Source organism: Anaeromassilibacillus sp. SJQ-5, assembly GCF_054108045.1.
Genome location: NZ_JBPJWQ010000001.1, coordinates 87,051 through 113,191 on the forward strand (window position 1 = coordinate 87,051; position 26,141 = coordinate 113,191).

The following is a 26,141-nucleotide window of genomic DNA, read 5'->3' on the forward strand; positions in this document are numbered from 1 at the left end:
GCGCTTCTTCAATCCTCCCGGGTCTCGAAATACCGCTTGATATTCTCCGCCGCCGGGCGGCTGACCCCCTTGACGAGGCACAGCTCGTCCACCGTTGCCGCCCGCACCGCCTTGAGCGAGCCGAAATGCCGCAGCAGCGCCCGGGCCCGGGCTTCGCCTACCCCGTCGATGCGGGTGAGGGTGGTGCTGATGGAGGACGCCTTGCGCTGCTGCCGGTGGTACCCGATAGCCCAGCGGTGCACCTCCTCTTGGATGGAGGAGATCAGAGTGAAAGCCGTCCGCTTGGAATTGATGGCGATTTCCCCGCCGTCCACCGCGATGGCGCGGGTGCGGTGGTGGTCGTCCTTCACCATGCCGAACACCGGGATGCCCAGCCCGTAGCTGTCCACCACCGGCTTGACCGCTGCCACGTGTCCCTTGCCGCCGTCCAGCAGGATGAGATCCGGCAGCCGGCCGAATCCGGTGCCCTCCTCCTTATGCTGGAGATACTCGTCCATCCGCCGGGTCAGCACCTCCCGCATGGAGCCGTAGTCGTCCTGCCCGTCCACCGTCCGGATTTTAAACCGGCGATAGGCCGACTTGAGGGGGCGGCCGTTTTCGAAGACCACCATGCCCGCCACGTTGTCGCTGCCCCCGGTGTTGGAAATGTCGTAGCTCTCGATATACGCCGGAGGCGCGTCCAGCCCCAGCAGCCGCATCAGCTCGTCCAGGGCGGCGGCGTCCCGCCCGGCTATGCCCGCCTTTTGGGCGATCCGTTCCGCCGCGTTGCCGCGGCACATCTCCACCAGGGCGGCCTGTTCTCCGATTTGGGGCTGCACGATATGCACCCGCCGCCCCGCCTTTTCGCTCAGCCATCGCTCCAGCAGCTCAGCGTCCTCAATGTCCCCGTCCACCGTCACCTGGGGGGGCACCGTGTCCCGCATGGCGTAATACCGGCGCAGGAATTCCGCCCGGGCCGCCGCGGGCTCGTCGATGCCGTCCAAAAGGAAATGCTCCCGGTCGTGGAGGCGGCCGCTCGTAAAGCGGAACATCTCGAAGCAGGCGCCGCCCGGCCCCTGGGCCAGGGCCACCACGTCCTGCTCCTCCACCCGGGACATGACCACCTTCTGCTTGTCGCTCATCTTGTGGATAGCGTTGATGCGGTCCCGCAGCCGGGCCGCCTTTTCAAACTCCAGGTTCTCGGCCGCCTCCTCCATCTGCTGCTGCAAAAGGCTGAGGGTCTTGGCGCTGCCCTTGGTCAGAAAATCGATGGCCTGGTTCAGCCGCTCGTTGTAGTCCGCCTCCTTCAGCCGGCCCGAGCAGGGGGCGCAGCACTGCTTGATGTAATAGTTCAGGCAGGGCCGCTCCCGGCTGCCGCCGTAGGAAAATGTGCGGTTGCAGGTGGGCAGCATGAAGACCTTCACCGCCTCGTCCACCGCCTGCTGCACCGCGTAGGAGCTGACAAAGGGGCCCAGGTACTTCGCCCCGTCGTCCAGCTTCTGGCGGCTCTGGCTGATGCGGGAGTAAGGGGGCGGGGAGATGCGGATGTAATGATAGCCCTTGTCGTCCTTGAGCAGGATGTTGTACTTCGGGTTGTACTGCTTGATAAGCGAACACTCCAGCACCAGGGCTTCGAATTCGCTGCCCACCACGATGTAATCGAAATGATCCACCCGGGCCACCATCTGCCGCACCTTTTCCGGATGGTTGGTGTCCGAGCCGAAATATTGGCTGACCCGGTTTTTCAGGGCCTTGGCCTTCCCGATATAGATGATGTCGTTCTGCGCGTCCTTCATGATGTACACCCCCGGCAGCAGCGGGAGCGCCATGGCTTTTTTGCGCAGTTCCTGTATTTTCGGCGTGCGTTCCATAGGCTATATCCTTTCCAGCTCCTGCCGGAGCACAAACGCGCTGCGGTGGAAATCCAGCAGCCCCTCGTCCCGCAGCCGACTCAGCTCGCTGCACATGGCGCTGCGGTCCACCGCCAGGTAATCGGCCAGCTGCTGCCGGTTGAAGGGGATGGAGAAGGCGCTGCCGCCGCTGCGCCGCGCCTCGGCGGACAGGTAGGACAGCAGCTTGTCCCGGGTGGTGCGCCGGGCCATATGCTCCACCTTCCGGGCCAGCCCCACGTTTTTCTCCGCCATCAGGCGCAGCAGGTTCCGTATCATTTGGGTGTGATGGGGACAGGCGGCCGGGCAGACCGCCGACAGCCGTCCCGCGTCCAGCAGCAGCACATCGGTGGGCTCGCAGGCCTCCACGCTGACCGGCAGCCGCAAAACGCCCGCGCAGGCGAAGGCCTCTGCAAACAAATCCCCCGGCCCGGCCCGGCCAAGCAGCGACCGGTTGCCCCAGAAATCCTCCTGAAGGATGTGTACGCTGCCGGCCAGGACAACGCCCATAACCGGCGCGTCGCCGGCCCGCAGCAGCATCGCCTGCTTATCGAAATGGCGGGGCCGGGCGGACAGGCAGGCCAGCACCTGATCGACCCCCTCCTCGCTTATCCCCGCGAAAAGAGGGCCGCTTTTCCAATCGGCGTTCACAGCGGTTTCCTCCTCATGTCGATAATTGTTGTAAATCCAACAGACAGTTCCCTCTCAGTGTACTATACTGGGAGCAGAAAGTCAACCGCATCCCCATCCATTCGAGAAGGAGAGCTGCTATATGATTCGAAAAATTATTACCATTAACGAGGACGCCTGCAACGGCTGCGGCCTGTGCGCCGCCGCCTGCCACGAGGGAGCTATCGGCATGGTGGACGGCAAGGCCCGGCTCCTGCGGGACGATTACTGCGACGGGCTGGGGGACTGTCTGCCCGCCTGCCCCACCGGGGCTATCTCGTTCGAGGAGCGGGAGGCTGCCGCCTACGACGAGGAGGCCGTCCAGCGGCATAAAGCCGCCGCGGCGCAGCCCCTGCCCTGCGGCTGTCCCGGCAGTCAGTCCAAGCGGATCACGCATCCCCGGCAGGAGGACGCCGCCGCCCCGGCGTCAGTGGAAAGCGAGCTGAGCCAGTGGCCGGTACAAATCCGCCTGGTGCCCACGGAGGCCCCTTATTTTCAGGGCGCCCGCCTGCTGGTGGCCGCCGACTGCACAGCCTTTGCCTACGGCGACTTCCACCGCCGGTTTATCCGGGGCCGGGTGGCCCTCATCGGCTGTCCCAAGCTGGATCCGGTGGCATACAGCGAAAAACTGACCGAGATTCTAAAGCACAACGACATCGAGAGCGTGACGGTGGTGCGCATGGAGGTGCCCTGCTGCGGCGGCATCGTCCAGGCGGTCAAAACCGCCCTGCAGGCCAGCGGCAAATGCATCCCCTGGCAGGTGGCGACGGTCTCCACCGACGGCTCGCTGCTGGAGGAGTCATAAGAGAACGCCAGTCCGATAAAAAGCGGGCGCGTCCAATCGGCGCGCCCGCTTTCCTATACCAGTCCCAGCTTCTCCAGCAGCGCCTGCCAGCGGGCGGCCGCCTGCTCTGGCGGCTCCTTCATGCCGTCCTGCACCCAGGCCGTCACCATGCCCGTCACCCCGTAGGCGAAAAACGACGCGAGAAAGGCCTTGTCCGCCGTTTCCCCAGGGCGATCCGCCTGCTCCAGCAGCCCGGCGGCCAGCTCCCGCACCATGGCGGTCAGCAGGGCCTCGAAGCCCCGCTGCCCCTCGCCCCGCAGGGCGCGGCGGTAGAAGGCCCCCTCTTCCCGCATCCGATCCAGCATCCGGGCCACCCGCCGCGGCCAGTCCTCCGGGGCCGACCCCTCGGCCAGCGGCAGCATCAGCTCGGTGTAGTAGATCCAGTTCAGCAGGGCGTACTTGTCCTCAAAATGGTAGTAGAAGGTCTGCCGGTTGAGTCCGCAGAAGGTCGTGATGTCTCCCACCGTCACCCGGTCGAGACTCTTATGTTCCAGGGTGGCCTTGAGTCCCTTGGCCAAGGCCTGCTTGGTAGAAACGGCATCCGCCATGCAAACGGTTCCTCCCTTTCCTCGCCGGCGCGGGCCGGTTCTACAGCACCATCAGCAGGGTGCCGGCGGTGATCAGCACGCTGCCGAGAATGGTTTTGAGGCTCATCTCCTCATGCAGCACGAAAAACGCCAGAATCAGGGTGATGACCACGCTGAGTTTGTCAATGGGGGCCACCTTGGCCACGCTGCCCAGCTGGACCGCCTTGTAATAACACAGCCAGGACGCCCCGGTGGCCAGTCCTGATAGCACGAGGAACAGCATGCTCCGCTGGGTCAGGTGTCGGATACCGCTCTGGGCGCCGGTGAGGAAGACCATTCCCCACGCCATGACCAGCACCACGACCGTCCGGATGGCAGTAGCCAGGTTGGAATTGACGTTTTCTATCCCAATTTTCGCCAGAATGGAGGTCAGCGCGGCAAACACGGCAGAGCCGATAGCGAACATCCACCACATGGACAAGCCCCCTTTTCCCTTATCATAACAGGTTTTTCAGCCGGCTGCAACTTGAAGCAGTTTGGAAAGAAACTTGCATTTCCACCGGCAAAATGCTATGATAAAAGGGTAACACGGCCCGTCTGAGAATTGTCGGATTTTACCGGATGCAAACCGGCGGGCCACTGTATAGGGAGTGAACCGTACCATGTATACCATTGTCCATAAACGCGCTCTCAACCCCTCCGTTACCTGGATGGATATCGAGGCGCCCTTCATCGCCCGCAAGGCCAAGGCCGGGCAGTTCGTTATCCTGCGGGTGAACGAGACCGGCGAACGCATTCCCCTGACCATCGCCAGCGCTGACCCGGAGAAAGGCACCGTCACCATCATCTTCCAGAAGGTGGGCAAGACCACCCTGCTGCTTGACACCCTGGAGGAGGGGGACGCCCTGCTGGATTTTGTCGGCCCCTTGGGGAAAGCCACCGAGACCGAGGGCTTCACGCACGTCGCCGTGGTGGGCGGCGGCGTGGGCTGCGCCATCGCCTATCCCGAGGCCAAGGCTCTGCACGCCGCGGGCGCGAAGGTGGATATGATCGCGGGCTTCCGCAGCACCGACATCATCATGCTGGAGGAGGAAATGGCCGCGGTCAGCGACCGCCTGTTTGTCATGACCGACGACGGCTCCAACGGCCATAAAGGCTTTGTCACCGTCAAGCTCCAGGAGCTGCTCGACGCGGGCGAGAAGTACGATTTGGTCATTGCCATCGGCCCGCTGCCCATGATGCGGGCGGTGGCGGATGTGACCAAGAAGTACGGCGTGAAAACGGTGGTCAGCATGAACCCCATCATGATCGACGGCACCGGCATGTGCGGCGGCTGCCGCCTGACCGTGGGCGGGGAGACCAAGTTCGCCTGTGTGGACGGGCCGGAATTCGACGCCCACCAGATCGACTGGGACGAGGCCATGAAGCGGCTGGGCCAGTACCGGGAGAGGGAGGCGGAATGCCGCCTGATGTTCCAGGCCGATCAAAGCCGGACCTCCTGAAAACCGTCGAGTATTTGAATACAGTTTCAGCGAAAAGTGAGGGAATCATATGCCCATCAATCAACAGCCAGCCAAAACCCCCATGCCGGAACAGCCCGGAGAGGTGCGCGCCCATAACTTTGAGGAGGTGGCCCAGGGCTATACCGCGGACATGGCCGTCAACGAGGCTCAGCGGTGCCTGCACTGCAAGCATCGGCCCTGCGTGTCCGGCTGCCCGGTCAATGTCCAGATCCCCGATTTCATCGCCCTCATCGCCTCCGGCGACTTTGAAGGCGCGTATCAAAAGATCGGCGAAACCAACGCCCTGCCCGCCGTCTGCGGCCGGGTCTGCCCCCAGGAGAATCAGTGCGAGTCCAAATGCGTGCGGGGGATTAAAGGGGAGCCGGTGGCCATCGGCCGCCTGGAACGGTTTGCCGCCGACGTACATATGGCCTCCGGACAGGAAAGCATCGTCCGTCCCGAGAAAAACGGCCATAAGGTGGCCATTGTGGGTTCCGGCCCTGCCGGCCTGACCTGCGCGGGGGATCTGGCCCGCCTGGGCTACGACGTGACGGTGTTCGAGGCCTTCCACACGGCGGGGGGGGTGCTGATGTACGGCATTCCTGAGTTCCGCCTGCCCAAGGCCATTGTGCAGAAGGAAGTGGATAAACTGCGGGCCATGGGGGTGGATATCGAAACCAACATGGTCATCGGCAAGGTGCTGTCGGTGGACGAGCTGTTCGGCATGGGGTACGAGGCTGTGTTTGTGGGCAGCGGCGCCGGCCTGCCCAGCTTCCTGGGGATTCCTGGGGAAACGCACCTGGGCGTCCTGTCCGCCAACGAATTCCTGACCCGGATCAATTTGATGAAGGGCTACCGCCCCGGCTACGACACCCCGGTGCCCAAGGCGGAGGCCGTGGCCGTGGTGGGCGGCGGCAACGTCGCTATGGATGCGGCCCGCTGCGCCCGCCGCATGGGCGCGAAGGAGGTCTACATCGTCTACCGCCGGGGCGAGGCGGAGATGCCCGCCCGCCTGGAAGAAATCCATCACGCCAAGGAGGAGGGGGTGGAGTTCCGCTTCCTCACCGCCCCCGTGGAGGTTCTCGGGGACGACAAGGGGTTTGTCACCGGTCTGAAATGCATCCGCATGGAGCTGGGAGAGCCCGACGCCTCCGGCCGCCGCCGCCCGGTGGAGATTCCGGGCAGCGAGTTTGTCCTGCCGGTGCAGCTGGTGATTCCCGCCATCGGCAACACCCCCAATCCCCTGATCCGCACCACCACCCCGGGCCTTGAGGCGAACCGGAAGGGTTGCCTGGTGGTGGAGGAAGACACGCTGCGCACCTCCCGCGAGGGCGTATACGCCGGCGGCGACGTGGTGACCGGCGCCGCCACCGTCATTCTCGCCATGGGCGCCGGCAAGCAGGCCGCCGCCTCTATCGACGCGTATATCCGTCAGGCCTGAAACGCAATATATTGTGGGAAAACGGCTCCTTTCCGGTGGGAAAACGCCATCGGTAAGGAGCCGTTTGATCGGCCTAACCAGGCGGAAATGGCAGGAAATCCCTCCCCGTTATTGAAAAAACAGAATTTTATCCGACACATTCCGGCTTTTTTTAACACATTGAATAATTTTATGAAAAAAAGTGTTGACATTTGGCTCGGGATCGGTTACACTAGGGAATGTTCAGAAAAGTTTGTTGCCGGATGGCTCCGGAAGTGTCCGTATCCGCACAATGGCGTTGAGGTGATCGTTGGTGAATGCCGTCCAGGAAGGCGACTGCCCCGATAAGCAGAGCGACGAAGCGTTGGCTCGGCGGGCGGGGAAGGGCGACGAGGACGCGTTCGCTTGTCTGGTTCACCGGCATATGCCCATGGTGCTGGGGCTGGCCGCCCGTTATCGCGGGCCGTGGCTGGAACCGGAGGACTTGGCCCAGGAGGGGCTGCTCGGCCTGCTTTCCGCCGTCGGGACCTATCGGCCGGACGGTACGGCGTCTTTCGCCACCTATGCGTCGGTCTGCGTGCGGCACCGGATTATCTCCGCTGTCAAACGGGCCGGATCGCTCAGGAATGTCCCGCCCTCCGCCATGGAAAGCTGGGACGACGGGGACTTCGAGGGACTGCCGAATGGACAAGCCGATCCAGAGCGGATGCTTCTGGAGAGGGAAGAGGCCGCCCGCATGCGGGAGAGGCTGAAAGCGGTTTTGACCGAATTGGAATATCAGGTACTGATGTTGTATTTGAGCGCATATTCTTATGAGGAGATTGCCGCCCGGCTTCATGTCGGGGCCAAAACGGTGGATAACGCCCTGCAGCGTGTGCGCCGAAAGCTGGACGCCAGCATCTGGCGGGAGTTCAGTCAAGATTATTAGGATTATATCGGCGTCGTACACGCCGTTGTAATACATATGCCCGGGTAGCTTAACGAGAGCGTTGGTTTTCAAAGGTGTCGGTCCGAATCCGTCGCAGGGCAAAAATTTTTATCTTAAAGCGAGGTAACATCCATGTACGAAGACAAGACTCTGATCTGCAAAGAGTGCGGCGCCGAATTCATTTTCACCGCCGGCGAGCAGGAGTTCTACGCTGAAAAAGGCTTTGTGAACGAGCCTCAGCGCTGCAAGAGCTGCCGTGACGCCCGCAAATCCGCCGCGAAGCCGGATCGGGAGATGCACGTCGCCATCTGCGCCAACTGTGGCAAAGAGGCGAAGGTTCCCTTCAAGCCCCGCGAGGATCGGCCTGTGTACTGCAGCGAGTGCTTCGCCAGCATGCGCGGCGAAGGCTGAGTGCAGCTTCGGTGAACCAAAAAAGCCGCCCGTTCTTTGGAACGGGCGGCTTTTTCTGTCCGGCGGGCTGTTAGCCATAGCTCGCAGATTCGTGCAGAAAATGCGAGGTGAACGGCGGACGCGGATGGTATACTGTCACTTGTAAAGGAGAACGATATGGACTGGCTGAGACGCTTAAACGAGGCAATCACGTATATCGAGGATAACCTGGACGGGACGATCGACTATGCGCAGGCGGCGCAGAAGGCCTGCTGCTCTGCCTACCATTTTCAGCGGATGTTTTCCTACATGGCGGAGGTGCCGCTGTCGGAATACATCCGCAACCGGCGGCTCTCCCGGGCCGCAGTCGATTTGCAGAACGGCGGAGACAAGGTGATCGACGTAGCGGTCAAGTATGGCTACGATTCCCCTACCGCATTCACCCGCGCCTTCCAGGCGTTCCATGGCGTGACCCCCACCGCCGCCCGGGAAAAGGGCGTGACGCTCAAAGCCTATCCGGCGATCGCCTTTCAAGTACAAATCAAAGGAGCGAGCGTTATGGATTACAAACTCGTGGACAAAGAAGCCTTCCGCATTGTGGGGTATAAGCTGCCCACCAGCATGGAGAACGGGAACTGCTACGCCCAGATCCCGCAGTTCTGGAACGAAACGGCCAGCAGCGGCGGCATCGCCCGCCTCGGCCCCCTGATCGACGGGGAACCCCATGGCATGCTGGGGGTCAGCGTCTGCTGCGAGCCGATGACGGAGACCAGCCGGTTCGACTATTATATTGCCGCCCCGACCTCCCAGCCCGTACCGGAGGGGATGGAGGCGTTCACGGTTCCCGCCGCCACCTGGGCGGTGTTCACCTGCGTCGGCCCCATGCCAGGCGCTATACAGGAGATGCAGAAGCGTATTGCCACCGAATGGCTGCCCACTTCGGGCTACGAGTTCGGCAACGCGCCGGACATTGAGGCCTATTTCGATGAGGACGGCACCAAACCGGACGTCCGCAGCGAGATTTGGGTTCCGGTTGTGAAGAAAGCCTGACGCGCGTCCCCACACAAAACCCCGGCGTCCATCGGACACCGGGGTTTTTTACGGATTTTTGGATTCGCCGGAAGCGGTCTTTTCGGACGATTTCCGCCGCTTTCTCACTATGATCCACCGGATAAAAAAGACGAGAAACCCGGCGGCGGCATACCCCACGGCGTCTAACACCAAATCCCGGCCGTCGAACTCCCGCCCGGGAATAAACAGCTTGTGCGTCTGATCCGCCAGCGAACAAACCAGGCAGATGGCCATCGCCGCCAAGGCCTGTACCGTCGGGGAGAACCGCGCACAGCCCAGCATGGCCAGGGAAGCGCAGAGCCCCAGCGCGAAGAACTGATAAATATGCGCCATTTGTCTGGCGGTCAGCAGCACGCTGCCGTCGGGCCATTTCGGCTCGATAAGAAAGCTCGGAAGATGCTCCGTAGCCCAATGAGAGGCGCTGATGGTGGCCTCCGGTGTTTGCGTGGTCAGATAAAAAATAGCGCCGGCCACCAGGGCGAACCCGATCCAAGCGGCGATCCGCAGCTTTTTCATGCCAACTCCTCACTGCGGTCTAACCGCAAAAACAAAGGCGCAGATTTGACTCTGCGCCTTTGCGAGCTATCATCTGTATGTCTTATGATACGCGTTTTCGGCCGTCTGTCAATACCCGGGGACTATTTCACCCGGATTCGCCGCCTCGTCAATGCTTTGGCGGCGGGACGGCTCTTTTAACGGAAAACCCATATAGCAGGGCCAGAATCAGCACGGCGGCGAGCAGGATACCCACGGCGACAAACAGCAGCATGACCGTCTGCGTGGCGTAGCTGGTCACCAAATAGTATAGCGCCTTGCCGGTCAGCCCAATTTTTTCGATTTTGCCGGACAGCAGAACCACCAGCGCCAGCACCGTCAGCGTTACCGCGGCCCCGCTGCACGCATAAATCGCGTAGCGGAAAAAGCCGTTCTTTTTCTGTAGGGCGAACAGAAAGCCCAAAACAAACAGCGAAAGAACCGCCATGGCCGCGATGCCGATGAGCAGCGGCGTTTTGGCCGCCGCCAGGGCGCTGGCGGCATAGGACGCAAAGGGAAGGCCAACCCCCTCCCGGTACGTTTCGGCGCACATCTGCGCCAGATAATGCAGGGCCTGATCGACGCTCTCGGTGATTTCCAGGTTCCGCTCTTTGACGTTGGCCGTCAGCTTGTCATACAGCTGGCTTTCGAAGGCGTCGTAGTCCGCGCCAGTCGCATCGGCCGCGTACAACCGGTCGATTTCGGCATAGATGTCAGCCCGCACCTCCTCCTCCGTCAGCACCGAGGTGAAAAAGGCTTCGTCGAAATCGCTGCTGATGCCATAGGAGACGAAAATATCCTCCATGTCCTCGATGACATGCGCGGTATAGGCGCTTTTATCCACCTGCTTTTTCAGAAAGCCGGGGCTGAGCAGCGTGCATTCCAGCAGGCTAAGCAGCGACAGCACCGTCAAAAACAGGCATAGCAAAAAGGACAGTATCCAGGCCATCCCGCCGCGAAGCCGTGCTTGCTTTGAAACAGACGCATTGGTCTCCATAGGGCATCTCCTCACGACACGATTTTGGGGCCGGACACGTATTTGCCGTAGACAAACGTGCGGTTGGGGGTGGCGCCGATTTTCGATTCATTGTAGCAGGTGTACAGGATCAGGTTTTCTTCCGCCCTGGTCAGGTCGTAGGCGCTGGTATCGTCAAAGCGGGCGATTCGGGACCCGGTCACCTCGTAGATATAGGTGCCGTAATTCGTCTGGAGCTCCACCTTATCCCCCGTCTTCACGTTTTTCAGAGTGCGGAAATGGGTGTTGTTGTGTCCGCCGATAAGTATCGTTCGGTCTTCGCCGGGCAGATAGGTGCCGGAATACACTTCGACGCCCTTGCGCATATTTTTTATATTGTCCCCATAAATCAGGGAAGCCTCAATCCCCACGGAAGCGATACGGATTTTTCCGAAAGTTTCCCCCTCGGAGGGAAAAACGACCTCGTCTTTTTTCAGCGTTCCGCCCTTGTCCTGTATGGCTCCCTGGTAGATGTTGGCGGCTTCTTTGTTAAACGTCGGCGCCTGCTGGAGAAACACTAGATCCGCCATATCGAGATACGGCCGGAGAACCGGACCCAGCGCGGCCACGACGAGTAAGGCGCTCAAAAGGAAAAAAACAATGGGATAAAATACAAATTTTATCCCACTGTTTATCCTGAGCTTCTTACGAAACTCTTGTCCCATATTCAGCAGTCTCCAGTAAGCTTGTTCTTACGGGAAATGACAACAACGGAACCCAGCACGCCGAGAACAGCCGCCGAAACCACAATCAACATGGTATAGTCGGCGCCGGTCGGTTTGATGGGATTCGATTTTGCCAGGACGCTGTAGGTTCTGCCCTGCGCGTCCACAACCGAAATGGTCTTGCCGTCGAAGGTCAGCGTGGCGCCCACCTTTTTGGCGGCGGCGGCAGCTTTGTTCTGCAGCTGTTTCTGCACATCGGCCGGAATGTTTTTGAATTCCGTTTCGCCGGTGCTGGCCCACAGCTCCTTCGCTTCCTTGACTTCCGTAAGCGCGGTAGCCAGCTGCTCGTCGGTCAGTTCATTGGCGGCGAAAAACTTTTCGGCGACGTCGATATACTTCTCAGGAATCGCCTTGGTTTTATCTCCAACCTGAACGCCGGCCTTCAGCTCCGCGATAATGTCGTCTTTCGTGGTCGCCGCAAACGTCGGGATCGCAAAAGCCGCCATCATCAGCATGGCGCATACGATTGTGACCAATTTCTTCATGATTTTACCCCCTTAAAATAATATTTATTGTCAAGCTTATGCGGATGCATAAGCAGAACAACCTAGAAGGATTCCCCTCTGGAAAAAGATTTCCGTATAGTTTGCCATAGCTGGCACATATACTATAGGGAAAGCAATTAAATGGATAAAGACGGAGGGGCGCGGCTTATGTGGTATGCGATTGTCGGTTCCTTTTGCTTTACAGTCGGCCTGCTGTGGGGATGCTGCTTTCAGGTGCATAAAAAGCACTAACAAGCGCCTTTCCCTGTAAAAACAATACGAAATGTGGCAAATATAATTTTAAGATCCACCATAAATGACTGATCTTGTATATATTGTAAATCCATCTCCACCCATTCGGCGAAGGTGGTGTTATCGTCCTTGCGGATTTGCCAGTAGCAGGTGAGGCCAGGCGTCGCCTGCAGCCGCAGCATCTGATGCGGGGTATAGGCCGCCACCTCGTTCGGCAGGGCCGGCCGAGGGCCGACAATGCCCATGTCGCCTTTGAGAATATTGAGCAGCTGGGGCAGTTCGTCTATGCAGGTCCGGCGGATGAACCGGCCGACCCGCGTCACCCGGGGATCGTTGGCAATCTTGAAAACGGGGCCGTCCCGTTCGTTCATGGCCGCAAATTTGTGTAATTGCTTTTCCGCGTCCACACACATGCTGCGGAATTTATACATAGAGAAAGGCTTTCCGTTTTTTCCTATCCGGGTCTGCACGAAAAAGACCGGTCCTCTGGAATCCAGCTTGATGGCCACCGCCACCGCCAGGAATAAAGGAAACAGCAGAATCAGCGCCATCAGCGAAAGAAGCCAGTCGAGCACGCGCTTAACCGCGGCGTATCCGGAACGGCTGGCCGGGACGACCATTGAGGTCGCGACTGACGCCCGCGTATAGCTGCTTCCTTTGTCGGCTAACGCGTCTTTTATCCGCATAAGAATTATCTTCCTCCTGTCCACCCGTGCCGTCTTCAGAGGTGAAGCGCCTCCGCTTGTTTTTGAAGGCTGTTCAGAAAGAACCGGCCCCTCCGCTTTTTCTTTATAGCGGATAAAGGTTCTTGAAAATCCGGCAAACGGGTTGTCATGTTATGCGTATCGCTGCCAATGACAAACGGGTACCCCTTGGCCGCCAGCCTGTACAGGAAGGCGCGATCCTTGCGATCCAGCAAGGCGCCGGCGTTGCATTGCAGCACGAATTCGTCAAAGGATAACAGCTCGGCAAAGTCTTTGGAGGCGTACCACGAACGGTACCGCTCCAAATGGGCCAATACCGGGATGATGTCCAAGGCGTAAGTGAGGTTGCGCAGTTCTTCGAGGATCCAAGCCTTGTAGGGCTGTCGGGGAAGCTCCAGCAGCAGCAGATCGGTTTTCCCGATGCAGAGAGGCCGCAGGTTCTGCTCGCTCAGTCCCCGGGTCACATAGATTTCCGCACCCAACAGCAGCTCCGGGTATTCCTCCGTGCCGGTATGCGGGCGCAGCCGCTGCCACGCCGCCTCCCGCCGCTTCAGAAATGAGTCCAGAGATTCCTTGTGGGGATAATAGTGAGAGGTCAGCGCGGCCTTTGCCACCCCTTGCCTGCGCAGGAGACGCAGCATTTGCAGGGAGGTTTCCAGATCCTTCGCGCCGTCGTCCATCCCCGGCAGGCAGTGGGTGTGGATATCGACCCAGAGGGGCCCGTCAGACTTTCTTGTACTCGTAGTCATAGCTCTTGTATTTATAGCTTTTATACATGGCGTAGGGCTTGTTGGTTTCGCTGACATCGGTGATGACAACCCCCAGAACGCTGGAATGGAGGTTGCGGATGCTCTCCGCCGCCTTCTGCAGCTCGTCGTAATGGGTCTGCTTCTGCCTGGCCACCAAAATGGCGCCCGCCGTCTTATCCAGAAACATCAAGGAATCCGCCACCACGTTGATGGGCGGCGCATCCAGAAAAATGTAGTCGTAGGAGGCGGACAGGGTCTGCAGCAGGCCGGCCATGCGCTCCGAACCCAGCAGCTCGGAGGGGTTGGGGGGAATGGGGCCGGCGTTAATCAGATCCAAATTGGGCATAATGCTTTTGTTGATGCAGTCCTCCGGCTTGATTAAGCCGCTGAGCAGCTTGGACAAGCCGTTGTTGTTGCTGACGCGGAAAATCTTGTGCAGAACTGGCTTACGCATATCGGCGTCCACGATGACCACCTTGGCCCCCGTCTGCGCCATGGTGATGGCCAGGTTGGAGCAGGTGGTGGATTTGCCCGCGCTGGGCTCGGCGCTGGTGACGACGACCGCTTTCTCCGCCGCCGTGGACAGCATGAACAGCAGATTGGCCCGGATAGCCTTATAGGCCTCCACGATTTGAAAGGGTGTTTTCGAGGTCAGCGCCGCGGCCGACCGGCTGACATTTTCTTTCTTCTTAGCGAGCATGGCGGCGCACCTCCTTGGTTCCCGGGGTGAAGCTGGGGATTTCCCCGAGTACGGGAAGGTCGAGGCGCTGCCGGATATCCTCCTCGCCCTTGACCGTGTTGTCCAGCAGATACACGAGAATCGTGGCGCCGCAGGACAGAACCAGCAGCAGCACAGCGCCTAGCAAGGTGTTGCGCTTGGTGTTGGGGGAAGAGGGGGCCTTGGCCGCCTGAGCCTTGCCAATGACCTCCACGCTCCCCGCCTTGACAACCTGCTCCAGAACGCCGGGCGCCAGGGCGGCCAGCTCGTTGCAGATGGCGGCGGACAGCTGCGGATCGCCGGTTTCCGCCGAGATGCGGAGCACCTCGGTCTGCTCCACCGAACTCATGGTAATCGATTTAGCTAATTCTTTATAGGTGATACCGCCGACGTTGTCGGCTACCTGCTCGAGTATCTGCCGGTTTTTCAAAATGACGATGTACGTGTTGACCAGCTTCTGAGAGGCGTTGATGTCGTTGATGTTGACATTGCCGACCGCCCGTTCCGCGTTGTTCACGTACAAATCGAGGGAAGACGTGTACTTTTTCGGAAGAATAAAGGCGGATAGGACAAACGCGAGCAGCGCACCGGCAACGGTGCTGACCGCTATCCATTTCCACTGCTTTTTCAGTGAGAAGAAAATCTCGTTGAGTGCCAGTTCCTGCTGCATGCTTCTCTCTCCACATACTTTTCGTGAAATCTGCGGCACGCCTCTGAAAAACCAAAAGAAGGCGTTTCTTCACAGTTTACCACATCTTGATTTATTTCTCTTCCAATTGAAGATATACTTCATTGAATTTTGGCAAATTAAAACCAGGAAAGGTTATTAAATTATACCGGTTTTCCTGCTCGAAGTCAAGCCAATGGCTTTATTTCCATAAGGGAATGTACACTTCTGTTATCTTTACCGGAATTGGAAGCCAGACGCTTTCGAAACAGGCGAATCTGCCAAACCGAGTTTCCTTCAATTCGTGGTAATACTTCACAATTGTTGCGAGACTGCCCTCGCGGATGGATACTTAGAAAATAAATGCCCCCCTTCTTCAAAATCGAATAATTTTCTACTATTATACGCGATTGTGGTCTTAATTGTCAACTATTGAGATCGAAATCGAATTTTATTCTATAATCAGTTCCAGGTTGCGGTTGAGTGAGGTGACACAGGTTGATAGGCGAGCGGCTTTTGGATTTGCGCAAGGACGCCGGACTGACGCAGGATGAGCTTGCGGGCGTTCTGAATATTAACAAACACTCCATTTCCTCCTATGAGCGGGATAAAAGCGAGCCGCCCGATATTATCAAAATTGCCATGGCGGAATTTTTCGGCGTTTCGGTGGATTATCTGGTGGGGGTGACGGACAACCCCTCCCCTTATAAAGAGCCGCGCAATTACATCCGGCTGCCGGCCAAATTCACGGAGGCGGAAATCGACGAGATCCTAAACTATGTGGAATTTGTTCTCTATAAACGGCTGGACGCGAAAGCCAAGCTGAAGGAAGCCGAGCGCCGGTAAGCCCGGAATAAAGGCGGCGTTTTTGTCGGAAAAGAGAGGGGCGCGTTGCAAAATGTAAGATTTTGCAACGCGCCCCTCAGCGTATATCGTCGCTCTCCCGGCGAATGTCGGAAGAGCGACCGCATTGTGCAGCAACCTCCTCCTTTTCCTTTTTTCCATATATCCGCAAACCGGCGGTTGCACTCTTTTTCGGAATATGCTATGATATACCATTGATTCCTTTCATATATATGATAGGGCGACAGCCCCGTCGCGAAAGAGAACCGTCGGCTATGCCGGAAAGGAAGGAACGCCGCCATGGATAACCGCCCCATCGGGGTTTTTGATTCGGGTCTGGGCGGGCTGACGGTGGTGCGCCGTCTGCTCGAGCTGCTCCCCGCCGAGGATATCGTATACTTCGGGGACACTGGCCGGGTGCCCTACGGAACCCGCAGCCGGGAAACCATCGAGAAATACGCCGAGCAGGACTGCCGCTTTCTGATGGGCGGCGGGGTCAAGCGGATCATCGCCGCCTGCGGCACCGTCAGTTCCACCGCCCCTGGGGTGCTGGAACGCCTGCCGGTGCCGGCCTGCGGGGTGGTAGAGCCGGCGGCCGACGCCGCTCTGGCCGCGAGCCGGTCGGGGCGCATCGGGGTCATCGGCACGAGCGCCACCATCCGTTCCGGCGCCTTTCAGCGGCGAATCGAGGCGGCGCGGCCCGCCGCCCAGGTCTTCGCCGCGGCCTGCCCGCTGTTCGTGCCCCTGGTGGAGAACGGCTGGATCGAGCCGGGGGACGAGGTGGCCCGGGCCATTGTCCACCGCTATATGCAGCCGTTAAAGGCCGAGGGGATCGACACCCTCATCCTGGGCTGCACCCATTTTCCCCTGCTGGCCCCCTTTCTGTCGGAGGAACTGGGCGATGAGGTCGCCCTTATCGACGCAGGGCGGGAAACCGCCCTGGCCTGCGCCCGTTCCCTGGAGGCGGACGATGCCCTCAACCTTACCAAAAAGCGAGGAACCTGCCGCTTCTATGTCAGCGACTGTCCCGACGATTTTTCCCATGTGGCCCGGATTTTCCTGGGCCGGGAGGTGGAGGACGATGTCGAGCGGGTGGATATCGACTCTTTATTAAAATAAGAACACTAGCAAGCTGCTGGGCGGCGGGGAACCCACGCTTGTCCGCCCCGGCAGGTAGGAGCGCATAAGAAAGGCCGGAACATACATGGATGTTTTGATTTCCATTGTCGGCGTTCAGCAGCTGGACGGGGACAGCGACACCATCGAGCTGACCACCGACGGCACCCTGGAGCCCACCGCGGACGGCTACCGCCTGCGGTATGAGGAGACCTCGGTCACCGGCCTGGAAGGGGCCATGACCACCCTGCACATCGCCCCTGGGCAGGTGATGCTGGAGCGCAGCGGTTCCTTGACCAGCCTGCTGGTGCTGGAAAAGGGCAAGCGGCACCTCAACAGCTACGAAACCCCGTACGGCAACCTGATGATCGGCGCTTACACCGACGATTTGTCGGTGGATTTGACCGAGAAGGGCGGCCGGCTGGGCTTCCGCTATACGCTGGACATGAACGGCAGCGTCACCGGCCGTCACGACGTACGGATTTCCGTCCGCCCGGCCGGGGCCTGATCCATGCCGCACGAGGTTTAAAAAAGTCCGACCGTTCCTCCGGCGGGGGGCGGCGGTTTGCGGGCTTCCCGCGCAGAAAACGCCGGAGAAGGAGAAAAAACCAGATGTCTACTGTCGTCACGCAAGCAAACGAACAGCTGAGGGAGGCCATCCTCGCCGCCCTGGGGGAGGCCGTGGCCGCCGGCGAGCTGCCCGGCGAGCCCATTCCCGCCTTTGTCATTGAAATCCCCGCGGATCGGAGTCACGGCGATCTGGCCGCCAATGTGGCCATGGTGTCCGCCCGCGCCTTCCGCCAGTCCCCGCGGAAAATCGCCGAAACCATCGCCGCTCATCTGAATCTGGCCGGTACCTTCCTCGAGCGGGCGGAGGTGGCGGGCCCCGGCTTCCTCAACTTCTTCCTGGCCCCTTCCTTTTACGCGGCGGCGGTGGCCGACGTGCTGGCCAAGGGGGCGGATTACGGCCGTTCCGACTACGGCCAGGGGAAAAAGGTGCTGGTAGAGTTCGTCTCCGCCAACCCCACCGGCCCCATGCACATCGGCAACGCCCGGGGCGGGGCCATCGGCGACTGCCTGGCCGCTGTGCTGGAGCGCGCCGGCTACCAGGTCAGCCGGGAATTCTATATCAACGACGCCGGCAACCAAATCAATAAATTCGGCATGTCCCTGGAGCTGCGGTATCTCCAGCTTTACCGGGACGGGATCGAGATGCCGGAGGACAGCTATCACGGCCAGGATATTGTGGAGCACGCCAAGGCCTTCGCGGCCATCCACGGCGACCGCTATGTGGACGCTTCGGAGGAGGAGCGCCGCCAGGCCCTGGTGGATTACGCCCTGCCTCTGAACGTGGCCGGCCTCGAGCGGGATCTGGCCACCTACCGCATCCATTACGACTGCTGGTTTAGGGAATCCACCCTCCACGAAAACGGGGAGGCTGCCAAGGTGGTGGAGCTGCTGACCGCGCGGGGCTATACCTACGAAAGCGAAGGCGCCGTCTGGTTCAAGGCCACCGATTTCGGCGCGGACAAGGATTTCGTGCTGCGGCGTTCCAACGGCTTTTTCACCTATGTGGTGCCGGATATCGCCTACCATTACAACAAGCTGGTCACCCGGGGCTACGACAAGGCCATCGACGTGCTGGGGGCGGATCATCACGGATACGTCCCCCGCCTGAAGGCGGCGCTGCAAGCTCTGGGCGTCGATCCCGCCCGCCTGGACGTGGTGCTGATGCAGATGGTGCGCCTCATCCGGGACGGCGAGGTGGTCAAAGCCTCCAAGCGCTCGGGCAAGGCCATCACCCTGGTCACCCTGCTGGAGGAAATCCCCATCGACGCCGCCCGCTTCTACTTTAATCTCCGGGAGGCCAACTCCCAGTTTGATTTCGACCTGGATCTGGCCATCGAGCAGTCGGCCTCCAACCCGGTCTACTACGTTCAGTATGCCCATGCCCGTATCTGCTCCATCTTCAAGCGGGAGGGGGCGGCGCCCCGGCCCTGTACGCCGGAGGAACTGGCCCTGCTCGCCGCCCCGGAGGAGAAGGCGCTTATCCGTCACCTGGCCGGCTATACCGGTGAAATCGTGGAGGCCGCCAAGGACTACGATCCCTCCCGCATCACCCGGTACTGCACGGAACTGGCCACCCTGTTCCATAAGTTTTATAACAGCTGCCATGTCCTGGGGGAGGAGGAGTCCCTCATGCAGGCGCGGCTGTCCCTGTGCGACGCCACCCGCGTGACCCTGCGCAACGCGCTGGATCTCCTGAAAATCGGCGCGCCGGAGAGTATGTAATCTCTGTGAATCGAAAGGAACCGACCATGAGGCTCTTGATGGACGGCGCCACCGGCACGGCCCTGCTGGCCGCCGGCATGCCACCCGGCGCCTGTACCGAACAATGGATACTGGAGAACCCGGAAGCCCTGCTGCAGCTGCAGCGGCGGTACGCGGCCGCCGGCTGCGACGTGATTACCGCCCCCACCTTCGGGGCCAACCGGGCCCGGTTGGCCGCCTTCGGCCTGGCGGAGCAGACGGCGGCGATCAACCGCCGCCTGGTCGCCCTCAGTCGCCAGGCGGCTCCGGGGTGCAAAATCGCGGGCAATCTGTCGCCCACCGGCCGCCGGCTGGAGCCCTATGGCGAGGAGGATGAGCCGGTTCTCTCCATGGAGGAGGCCGTCGCCATCTTTGAGGAGCAGGCGATCGCCCTCAAAGAGGCGGGGGCGGATCTCCTTCTTGTCGAAACCATGACCAGCCTAAATGAGGCGCGGGCCGCCCTGCTGGCCGCCCGCTCCACCGGCCTGCCGGTTTTTGTCACCATGGCGGTGGACGAGGAAGGACGTACCCTGTCCGGGGCGTGCCTGCTGCCCTGCGTCATCACCCTGCAGGCCCTGGGCGCCGCCGCTGTGGGGGTCAACTGCTGCTCGATACCGGCGGCGCGGGAACAGCTGGAGGAGGCCTTGCCCTATGCGCAGGTGCCCCTGATCGCCCAGCCCAGCGCCACTCTGCCGGACGGCGGCACACTGTCCCCCCTCCAGTTTTCGGAGGACATGGCGGATTTGCTGGGGGCCGGCGCGGCCGTGGTAGGGGGCTGCTGCGGCACCCTGCCGGAGCATATGGCGGTGCTGCGGGGCCTGCTCGACCGGTTTCCCGTCATCGGCTCTCCCGAGGTGGACGGTCACGCCGCCGCCGGGGAGCAGGAAGCCTTCTTTTTAGGGGACGACCCGGAGCCTTCCCCGCCCCTTCCCTGCGACAGCAACCTGGCCGACGCCTTCATCGAGGCGGAGGACGCGTATACCGCGGCGCGGGTGCATGTGGCGGAGATGGAGGACATCCCCGTGCTGCTCGAGGCCGCGCGGGTCAGCCGCCTGCCCATCATGATTTATACCGACGACGCCCTGGTGCTGGACGCGGTTCTTCTCCGGTTCCCCGGCCGCCTGCTGGTGGATTCTCTGTGCGAAATCGAACGGGATCTGCTGGAGGACATTGCGCTGCACTTCGGTGCGATTTTGTTCTGAAACGGCACAGCCGCACGCGTCAAGCGTGCGGCTTTTTTCGCAAAATTCTTGTAAAGTGCGAAAAAATGCGTGCTTTTTTTGACGCAAAGAGGAGCAAGCCGCAGGCTTGCTCCTCTTTGCGTCGTATCAGGCGGGCGGAAGAGGGCGGGAAAACGTCCAGCTGCCGCTGCCAATCTGTACGGGGCTTTCCCCGAAATACACCGTCGCCCGAACACCGAAGGGAACGGTCACATACAGCCACACCGCCCCGTACCGCTTCACCCAGCGCACGCTCAGCTCGCCGCGCACTGTGTCCAGCACGGCGCTCGCGGACTGCAGCGCTTCCGGGAAAAACGGCCGGATGTCCGCCTCGGCAAAGCCGGGAGCGGTCGGCCTCACCCCGGCGATATAGGCGTAAAACCAGTAGCCCACCGCCCCATACATGGGATGGTTGTGAGAGTTCATCCCCGGCGTCTTTTTCAGCTCGAACCGCTCCCAAATCGTGGTGGCCTCCTGCTGCAGCATGTAGCCGATGGAGGGGTATTCCTCCCGGGTGATCAGCCGCCACGCGTCGTCCACGTATCCGTTTTCGGTCAGCGCGTCCATCAAATACCGGGTGCAGAGGTTGCCGGTGGTGATCCGATAGTCCCGGCGGACCAGATCCTCGTGGAGGCGGCGGGCCGCTAGGGCGCGCCCTTCCTCCGGCAGGATGCCGAGCCAGAGGGCAAAGCTCTGGCAGCCCTGGGAGCCGGTGGCCATCCGGCCGCTCTTCCCGTCCCACCAGAGGGCCAGCATGGCCTCCCGGATGGACGCGGCCAGGGCGCTGAAGCGCGCCGCGTCCTGCGGGCGCTGTAGCCGGCCGGCAAAATCCGCGAGCAGCACGGCGTTGTAGTAGAAATAGCCGGTGGACAGCAGCTCGCCGGGCGTTTCCAGGGATCGCACCGCGTCGATGTCGGTGTCGCCGCCCTCGCAGGCGTACACCGGCCCGGCCCAGTCACCATAATGGGAGTAGCGGAGGATATACCCGTCGGCCAGTCCCTCCAGGCACTCTTCCCAGCGCACGAAGCCGTCGTAGGCCTGACGCAGGATATCCAGGTTGCCCGTGTGCAGCAGCGCCTGCAGCCCCGCCACCAGGAAGGAGGAACAGACCGGGTCGGCCGGGCGTTCCCCGTAAATCCGGGGGGCCGTGCAGGTGATGGAACCATCGGCCTCCTGCGTGTCCAGAATGTCCCGGATAACCTTGGGAAACAGGCGGCCGATGTCGAAGTTGTAGGGGGTTTCTTCAAAGCGGACGGTGGCGTCGTTGAGCCAGCCCATCCGTTCGTCCCGCTGCGGGCAGTCGGTGAGCAGGCTGTGCATGTTGGAGCGTTCCGTCTGGACAATGGCGGCCTGGATGGCGTTCACCAGGCCGCTGCCGCAGGTGAAAACGCCGGCGGGCGCCGCGTCGGTGCGCAGAACCACCGCTTGGATATCCGCTTTATCCACCAGCGGCAGGCCGGTGACCCGGGCGTAGCGGAACCCGTGATAGGTGAAACGGGGCTGCCAGAAGGCCGGATCCTGTCCGTCCCCGGCGGCGATATAGGTATCGCGGCAGCGGGCTCCCCGCAGGGTGGGCAGATAGAGGTCGCCGTCCTCGTCCAGGAACTCCATGTGCTCCAGCACAATCTCCTGCCCGGGAAGCAGCCGGTCAGGCAGCTTCAGGCGGCAGACCCCGGCCAGGTTTTTCCCAAAATCCACGATGGACACCCCGTCCCGCAGCGGGGTGACCGAGCGGGCGGGAACCCGCTCCTGCTCCCGGATGGGCTCCAGCTCCATGACCTCCGGGACGCCGCCGGGCGGCGGCACCCGCCGCGCCGGCTGAAATTCCTTCGGCTCCCCGTCCGCCCGGTTCCAACCGGGGACGGCCTGGCGCCGGTCGGTGGTCTCGCCGTTGAACAGATGGGCGCTGACGATCTCCCCCGTCCCGCAGAGCCAGCTTTCGTCGGCCTCCACCGTCTCCTCCGTTCCGTCGGCATAGCCAAGGCGCAGCAGCGCGGACAGCTGGGGCCGGCCGAAAAATGGGATGGCCCTTTCCCCGATACACCGGAGATACGGCCCCTCGTTGCGCCGCCAGCCTTCGGCCACGACAACGCTCAGGCAGTGCTCCCCCGGCCCGAGCCTTTCCTCCAGCTCGGGCAGAAATACATAGGAAACCCGTTTGGAATAGTCGGTCACCGCCGGGTCGAGAACCGCGTCGGTCAAGTCGACGCCGTCCAGCGCGGCCTGGTGGTACCCCAGGCCGCAGATGTACAGCGCCGCGCTCTCCAGGCCGGGGCGCACGGCAAAGCGGCGGCGGAAATACAGCGGGCGGCCCGGCACATCCTCCTGCGGGGCGATCCAGTTTGCCGGGAGGCCCGGCAACGCGGAAAGGTAGAACCAGGCGGAGGCGGGCGGGCTCTGTTCCCCGCAGGCGTCCCGGATTTCAACGGTGAAAGCGATCCGCCGTTCCGCGGGAAGGGGCGGGCCGGCATACCGAAGCTCCTGGGCCTCCTGTTCGATCCAGCCGCTGTCCCACAGCGGGCTCGCTCCGCTGGAAACCGTCACCCGGCAGGCGGCTTGCCGCCGTTCTTTTCCGTCCGCCGCCGCAGCCCAGGAAAAACAGGGGGTGGGGTTGTTGGTCACCCGCCGGCGGTTTTCCCCCTCCAGTGCTCCATGATCCAGGCGCAGCCGGTGTATCTGCAGCATAACAGGCCTCCTTACAATATGATGGCTTCGAACAGCCGGGCCGCGAACAGCGCGTGCATCTCCCGGGTGGGGTGGTTGATATGGTTGGACAGCAGGCAGGGGATATCCGCCCCCAACGCCTCCAGTCTCTTCCAGTCCGCGTAGCAGTCGCACACGGGCACTTTTTCCCGGGCGCAGAGCGCCCGGGCCTCGTCCATAAACCGATCCATCGTGCCGCCGCACTGAACGGCGGCGCAGGCCTCGCCCGTCTCCCGCTGCCAGCCCGCGGGGATCTGTGGGCTGACGGCGGTGCACATCATGTTTGGCGTCATGAACAGCGTCTGTATCCCGGCCTCCTTCAGCTGACGGAAAATGGAGGACAAGCCCTTCCGGTATCCCTCCAGGCCATCGGGCTGGAGCGCGTCGTTGAGCCCGAAACAGACCACGGCCAAGTCGGGGCCGGCCTCGATAACGTCCCGGCGCACACGCTCCGCCCCCTGCTGAGCGGAGCCGCCGCTGATGCCCGCGTTGATCATCGTCGCCGGGCAGTTCGGAAAAACGGCGGCCAGCTGCCGGCGCAGACGATTGTGATAGACCGCGTCCTGATCGTACACGCAGTCGAAGCAGCCGGCCGCCTTCTCGATGATTTCAAAGCAGCCGTGGGTCACGCTGTCCCCTAAAAAGGCCAGCTTGACCGGGGCGGCGCTGGCGGGGTTCGCCGTTTTAAGGCGCAGCTTTTCCTTCAAATCCATGAAAAACCCTCCTGTTCGGTTTTCTCAAAAAAACGGGTGGTGCTGAGGTACAGCGTATCGCCGCAGCGGGCGGCGGCCTCCAGATAGCCGCCGCAGGCGTCCTCCGGCGGCCGGACGGCCAGCATGCCTGCCGACAAGGCGCAGGGGAGGGACTCCCAGACGGGCGGGACGCCGAAGGTCATGGGCTCCCGGATATATACCAGCCGGCCGCTGACCTCCCGCGCGTCGACGGGCGGCGCGATGGGGCAGAGGAGCCGGCCGTCCCGCGCCCGGACGGGCTCTCCGAACCGGACGAGAGGCTCCCCGCCCCGCACCGCCGCGTCGGCGAACCGGTAAATCTCCGGCCGGCCCCAGCCCAGCGGATGATTGTGCCCCATGTGCTCGATCAGGGCTCTTTCGCCCCGTGGCGAAAGAGCACAGGAGGCGTCCCCCGCCTGGACGGAGAAGGCGGTGTCGGAGGACCAGCCCAGCCACAGCACGGGGGTGGTCACCTCGCCCAGCCGATCCGCCGCCGACCAGAGCGACCGGGTGTCCGGCTGCGAGAAAATAGGGCCCATCCAGGTAAGGCTGCGCTCCAGGCAGGCGCTGCCGTAGACCGGCACGGCGAAGGCGAAGCGGCGGTCGTATCCCAGCGCCAGGGAGGCCGCGACCCCGCCCCAGGAGATGCCGGCAAGGCCGATCCGCCCGGCGTCCACCCGCGGATCCGCCCGCAGGAGATTGTGCGCCCGGATCGTCAGCGACACGGCGTGGAACATCCATTGCCGTTCCAGCGGCCCGGCCGTGTGCTCCATGCTGTCGTTGTCCGGGCCGGGCAGCCAGGAGCAGCCGGGCAGCGGCTCCCGCGTCCAGCCGGCGTCGGTCTCGGGCAGGGGATCGCCGCCGTCCGGCGGCCGATAGCCCGTATGGCAGAAGGCGATAGCCGCATAGCCCCGGCGGTTCCATTCATCGACCCATTGCGGGAAGGCCACGCCCCCGCCGCCGTGAACCAGCACCACGGCCGGGACGGGCGCTGGCCCCGTCGGGATGCCCAGGTAGGCAAAGGCACCGGTGGGCCGGCCGTCCACGGGCGGCCCTTCCAGCAGCAGGGCGCGCTGGAGGGGGTAGCCAGGCGGCTCGAAAGCGTCCAGCCGCCGGGTGCGGGGATAAGTCTCGAGCGTCTCGGCCATCTGCCGGGCCAATGTCTCAGGGGATGGAATCATGGCTGTCCCTCCTTTTCCACCTCGCCGGTGCCGCACCGCCGCCGGGCCGTCGCGCGGTACTGCGACGGGGAATAGCCGGTGCGCGCCTTGAACTGCCGGGAAAAGTAACCGGCGCTTTTGAAGCCGGTCATGCACGCGATCTCCTGAATCGGCCGTTCGTCCTCCTGCAGAAGGCGGCGCGCCCGGGCGATCCGGGTGTCGGCGATGTAGTCTCCGGGGGAGCGGCCGGTCAGACGGCGGAAATAGCGGATAAAATAATGCGGGTGAAAATGCGCCACGCCGGCCAGGGATTCCACCGAAATGTCGTCAGCCAGATGCTCCTCGATGTAGGTCATGACGGCGAAAAAGCGTTCGTCCCGGGAACAGACCGGCATGGCGACGCCGGCCTTTTCGATGTAATAGGCCAACAGGGTCAGCAGCAGGGACTTCTGGCGGAGCAGCCCCTCCAGGTTCATGGCGTTTCCGGTCTCCAGGATCTGGGCAAACAGCCACTCCACATAGTCCGCGTCCTCCGCCTCCACGAACAGGGGCAGCGAAACCAGCTCCAGCAGGTCCTTGTCCCCGCAGGGGAAGGAACAGTGGATCCAGTATTTCTCCGCCGCCGGCTCCCGGTCGGCGGAATAGGTCTGGGTGGAGTTGCAGGGGAGCAGGAAGAGCTGGCCGGGACGGCCCGTATACGCCACGCCGTCCACCTGGATGGAGAAGCGGCCCTGCCGCAGATAATACAGCTTGTTATAGCCCGGCACCACGTCCGCCGCGCCCCAGCCCTCCCACAGGCGGGTGTGCCCGCCCGTCAGGAATTCGGCGGACAGCTTTTGCAGCGCGCCGGCCGGAAGGTCATGAATTGCCGCCATGGTCCCTCCCCCTTTCTCCTTCATTATAGCGGTTCGCCGGGGTTTGTAAAGGGAGGATCCTGCCGGGAACTTGCACAAAAGTCACCTATTTCATGTAAAAACAGGCCGCTGCTAA

Annotated in this window: 27 protein-coding genes; 11 read left to right on the plus strand and 16 right to left on the minus strand. The window is 61.9% G+C overall.

Annotated elements, in window-relative coordinates; all coding sequences use genetic code 11:
• Positions 1–8: 8 nt before the first annotated feature.
• Both uvrC and ACSAMM_RS00395 read right to left on the minus strand, forming a co-directional pair.
• A complete protein-coding gene (gene uvrC, locus ACSAMM_RS00390; protein ID WP_457788974.1) occupies positions 9–1,850 on the minus strand; it encodes an excinuclease ABC subunit UvrC in 1,842 nt (613 codons plus the stop codon).
• Positions 1,851–1,853: 3 nt separating this feature from the next.
• Positions 1,854–2,519, minus strand: coding sequence for a Crp/Fnr family transcriptional regulator (locus ACSAMM_RS00395; protein WP_457788976.1), 666 nt, complete (start codon positions 2,517–2,519; stop codon positions 1,854–1,856).
• A gap of 121 nt (positions 2,520–2,640) precedes the next feature.
• Between ACSAMM_RS00395 and ACSAMM_RS00400 the strand changes: the two genes are divergently transcribed.
• Positions 2,641–3,342, plus strand: a complete 702-nt coding sequence (locus ACSAMM_RS00400; protein ID WP_457788978.1) for a 4Fe-4S dicluster domain-containing protein — start codon at positions 2,641–2,643, stop codon at positions 3,340–3,342.
• A gap of 53 nt (positions 3,343–3,395) precedes the next feature.
• Here the strand turns inward: ACSAMM_RS00400 and ACSAMM_RS00405 are convergent, their stop codons facing one another.
• On the minus strand, positions 3,396–3,929 hold the full coding sequence (locus tag ACSAMM_RS00405; RefSeq protein WP_457788980.1) for a TetR/AcrR family transcriptional regulator C-terminal domain-containing protein: 534 nt from the start codon (positions 3,927–3,929) through the stop codon (positions 3,396–3,398).
• A 40-nt stretch (positions 3,930–3,969) separates the two neighbouring features.
• Positions 3,970–4,383, minus strand: coding sequence for an EamA family transporter (locus ACSAMM_RS00410; protein ID WP_178723596.1), 414 nt, complete (start codon positions 4,381–4,383; stop codon positions 3,970–3,972).
• Between the two features lie 187 nt (positions 4,384–4,570).
• Here ACSAMM_RS00410 and ACSAMM_RS00415 point away from each other — a divergent pair, with 187 nt between their 5' ends.
• From ACSAMM_RS00415 to ACSAMM_RS00435, 5 genes are all read left to right on the plus strand, one after another.
• Positions 4,571–5,410 (plus strand): sulfide/dihydroorotate dehydrogenase-like FAD/NAD-binding protein, encoded by an 840-nt coding sequence (locus ACSAMM_RS00415; RefSeq protein WP_178723593.1) that lies wholly within the window; start codon positions 4,571–4,573, stop codon positions 5,408–5,410.
• Between the two features lie 49 nt (positions 5,411–5,459).
• Entirely contained in the window at positions 5,460–6,851 is a 1,392-nt protein-coding gene (gene gltA, locus ACSAMM_RS00420) for an NADPH-dependent glutamate synthase (protein WP_457788982.1), read from the plus strand.
• Between the two features lie 292 nt (positions 6,852–7,143).
• A complete protein-coding gene (locus ACSAMM_RS00425) occupies positions 7,144–7,758 on the plus strand; it encodes a sigma-70 family RNA polymerase sigma factor (protein ID WP_457788984.1) in 615 nt (204 codons plus the stop codon).
• 132 nt (positions 7,759–7,890) lie between these two features.
• Entirely contained in the window at positions 7,891–8,169 is a 279-nt protein-coding gene (locus ACSAMM_RS00430; RefSeq protein WP_178723586.1) for a zinc-ribbon domain containing protein, read from the plus strand.
• A 156-nt stretch (positions 8,170–8,325) separates the two neighbouring features.
• Entirely contained in the window at positions 8,326–9,198 is an 873-nt protein-coding gene (locus ACSAMM_RS00435) for an AraC family transcriptional regulator (protein WP_457788986.1), read from the plus strand.
• Between the two features lie 48 nt (positions 9,199–9,246).
• Here the strand turns inward: ACSAMM_RS00435 and ACSAMM_RS00440 are convergent, their stop codons facing one another.
• The 8 genes from ACSAMM_RS00440 to ACSAMM_RS00475 form a co-directional block, all read right to left on the minus strand.
• On the minus strand, positions 9,247–9,735 hold the full coding sequence (locus tag ACSAMM_RS00440; protein WP_457788988.1) for a VanZ family protein: 489 nt from the start codon (positions 9,733–9,735) through the stop codon (positions 9,247–9,249).
• A 148-nt stretch (positions 9,736–9,883) separates the two neighbouring features.
• A complete protein-coding gene (locus tag ACSAMM_RS00445) occupies positions 9,884–10,750 on the minus strand; it encodes a hypothetical protein (protein ID WP_457788990.1) in 867 nt (288 codons plus the stop codon).
• A gap of 11 nt (positions 10,751–10,761) precedes the next feature.
• Entirely contained in the window at positions 10,762–11,337 is a 576-nt protein-coding gene (locus ACSAMM_RS00450; RefSeq protein WP_457788992.1) for a class D sortase, read from the minus strand.
• A 98-nt stretch (positions 11,338–11,435) separates the two neighbouring features.
• Complete coding sequence (locus tag ACSAMM_RS00455; RefSeq protein WP_178723576.1) at positions 11,436–11,978, minus strand: hypothetical protein; 543 nt, start codon at positions 11,976–11,978, stop codon at positions 11,436–11,438.
• 248 nt (positions 11,979–12,226) lie between these two features.
• Positions 12,227–12,916 carry a sugar transferase gene (locus ACSAMM_RS00460; protein WP_457788994.1) on the minus strand — a complete coding sequence of 230 codons (690 nt, stop codon included), beginning with the start codon at positions 12,914–12,916 and terminating at the stop codon, positions 12,227–12,229.
• Between the two features lie 35 nt (positions 12,917–12,951).
• Positions 12,952–13,683 (minus strand): CpsB/CapC family capsule biosynthesis tyrosine phosphatase, encoded by a 732-nt coding sequence (locus ACSAMM_RS00465; RefSeq protein WP_178723574.1) that lies wholly within the window; start codon positions 13,681–13,683, stop codon positions 12,952–12,954.
• Positions 13,658–14,383 (minus strand): polysaccharide biosynthesis tyrosine autokinase, encoded by a 726-nt coding sequence (locus ACSAMM_RS00470; protein ID WP_178723572.1) that lies wholly within the window; start codon positions 14,381–14,383, stop codon positions 13,658–13,660. Before ACSAMM_RS00470 ends, ACSAMM_RS00465 begins: the two co-directional genes overlap by 26 nt.
• The gene (locus tag ACSAMM_RS00475; RefSeq protein WP_457788997.1) at positions 14,373–15,071 is read right to left on the minus strand and encodes a YveK family protein; all 699 of its coding nucleotides are present in this window, start codon (positions 15,069–15,071) and stop codon (positions 14,373–14,375) included. Before ACSAMM_RS00475 ends, ACSAMM_RS00470 begins: the two co-directional genes overlap by 11 nt.
• Positions 15,072–15,566: 495 nt before the next feature.
• Here ACSAMM_RS00475 and ACSAMM_RS00480 point away from each other — a divergent pair, with 495 nt between their 5' ends.
• From ACSAMM_RS00480 to ACSAMM_RS00500, 5 genes are all read left to right on the plus strand, one after another.
• Positions 15,567–15,914, plus strand: coding sequence for a helix-turn-helix domain-containing protein (locus ACSAMM_RS00480; RefSeq protein ID WP_457788999.1), 348 nt, complete (start codon positions 15,567–15,569; stop codon positions 15,912–15,914).
• A 297-nt stretch (positions 15,915–16,211) separates the two neighbouring features.
• Positions 16,212–17,030 carry a glutamate racemase gene (murI, locus tag ACSAMM_RS00485; RefSeq protein ID WP_457789001.1) on the plus strand — a complete coding sequence of 273 codons (819 nt, stop codon included), beginning with the start codon at positions 16,212–16,214 and terminating at the stop codon, positions 17,028–17,030.
• Between the two features lie 85 nt (positions 17,031–17,115).
• A complete protein-coding gene (locus ACSAMM_RS00490; protein WP_457789003.1) occupies positions 17,116–17,535 on the plus strand; it encodes a DUF1934 domain-containing protein in 420 nt (139 codons plus the stop codon).
• Between the two features lie 104 nt (positions 17,536–17,639).
• Positions 17,640–19,319, plus strand: a complete 1,680-nt coding sequence (gene argS, locus ACSAMM_RS00495; protein ID WP_457789005.1) for an arginine--tRNA ligase — start codon at positions 17,640–17,642, stop codon at positions 19,317–19,319.
• A 26-nt stretch (positions 19,320–19,345) separates the two neighbouring features.
• Positions 19,346–20,539, plus strand: coding sequence for a homocysteine S-methyltransferase family protein (locus ACSAMM_RS00500; RefSeq protein WP_457789007.1), 1,194 nt, complete (start codon positions 19,346–19,348; stop codon positions 20,537–20,539).
• A gap of 126 nt (positions 20,540–20,665) precedes the next feature.
• Here ACSAMM_RS00500 and ACSAMM_RS00505 read toward each other — a convergent pair whose 3' ends face one another.
• The 4 genes from ACSAMM_RS00505 to ACSAMM_RS00520 are packed head-to-tail and all read right to left on the minus strand — an operon-like array spanning position 20,666 to position 26,026.
• Positions 20,666–23,242, minus strand: a complete 2,577-nt coding sequence (locus ACSAMM_RS00505; protein WP_457789009.1) for a family 78 glycoside hydrolase catalytic domain — start codon at positions 23,240–23,242, stop codon at positions 20,666–20,668.
• A gap of 11 nt (positions 23,243–23,253) precedes the next feature.
• Positions 23,254–23,973 (minus strand): SGNH/GDSL hydrolase family protein, encoded by a 720-nt coding sequence (locus ACSAMM_RS00510; RefSeq protein ID WP_457789011.1) that lies wholly within the window; start codon positions 23,971–23,973, stop codon positions 23,254–23,256.
• Positions 23,964–25,172 carry an alpha/beta hydrolase family protein gene (locus ACSAMM_RS00515; RefSeq protein ID WP_457789013.1) on the minus strand — a complete coding sequence of 403 codons (1,209 nt, stop codon included), beginning with the start codon at positions 25,170–25,172 and terminating at the stop codon, positions 23,964–23,966. The genes ACSAMM_RS00510 and ACSAMM_RS00515 overlap by 10 nt, the downstream gene beginning before the upstream one ends.
• The gene (locus ACSAMM_RS00520; RefSeq protein ID WP_457789015.1) at positions 25,169–26,026 is read right to left on the minus strand and encodes a helix-turn-helix domain-containing protein; all 858 of its coding nucleotides are present in this window, start codon (positions 26,024–26,026) and stop codon (positions 25,169–25,171) included. The genes ACSAMM_RS00515 and ACSAMM_RS00520 overlap by 4 nt, the downstream gene beginning before the upstream one ends.
• Positions 26,027–26,141: the final 115 nt, after the last annotated feature.